This window comes from Nocardia veterana NBRC 100344, assembly GCF_000308855.1.
Lineage (GTDB): Bacteria > Actinomycetota > Actinomycetes > Mycobacteriales > Mycobacteriaceae > Nocardia > Nocardia veterana.
In genome coordinates, this window is the sequence record NZ_BAGM01000170.1 from 1 (window position 1) to 709 (window position 709).

At 65.4% G+C, this 709-nt stretch carries 1 protein-coding gene; it reads left to right on the forward strand.

Features of this window, described 5'->3' with window-relative positions; all coding sequences use genetic code 11:
• Positions 1-96 precede the first annotated feature (96 nt).
• Positions 97-709, forward strand: a 613-nt coding sequence (locus tag ON37_RS26540; RefSeq protein WP_217999963.1) for an acyltransferase domain-containing protein, incomplete at its 3' end; no start/stop codon positions are given.

Consider the following 709-nt stretch of genomic DNA (forward strand, 5'->3'; position numbering starts at 1 on the left):
CCTGGGGCGAGTGTTGTGGATGTGGGGTGGTCGTTGGTGTCGTCGCGGGCGCAGTTGCCGTGGCGGTCGGTGGCGGTGGTTGCCGGGGGTGGGGGTATGGCGGAGGTGTCCGAGCCGGTGCGGGTGCGGTCGGGTGGGACGGTGTTTGTTTTTTCGGGTCAGGGGTCGCAGTGGTTGGGTATGGGTCGGGGGTTGTTCGAGTGTTTTCCGGTGTTTGCGGATGCGGTGGCGCAGGTGTGTGATCCGGGGTGGTTGTTCGATCCGGGGGTTGATGTGGGTGTGACGGGGTTTGCGCAGTTGGGGTTGTTTGCGGTGGAGGTGGGGTTGTTTCGGTTGTTGGAGTCGTGGGGGGTGAGGCCGGATGTGTTGGTGGGGCATTCGGTGGGTGAGATTGTGGCGGCGTATGTGGCGGGGGTGTTTTCGCTTGCGGATGCGGTGCGGTTGGTGTCTGTGCGGGCTGGGTTGATGGGGGGTTTGGGTGGGGGTGCGATGTTGGCGGTGGAGGCGGGTGAGGGTGTGGTGTCGGAGGGGTTGCCGGTGGGGGTGTCGGTGGCTGCGGTGAATGGGCCGGGTTCGGTGGTTGTGTCGGGTCCGGTGGAGGCGATTGTCGAGTTGGAGCGGTGGTGGGGGGAGCGGACGCGGGTTCGGCGGCTTGGTGTTTCGCATGCTTTTCATTCGCCGATGATGGAGCCGATGCTCGCCGAGTTCG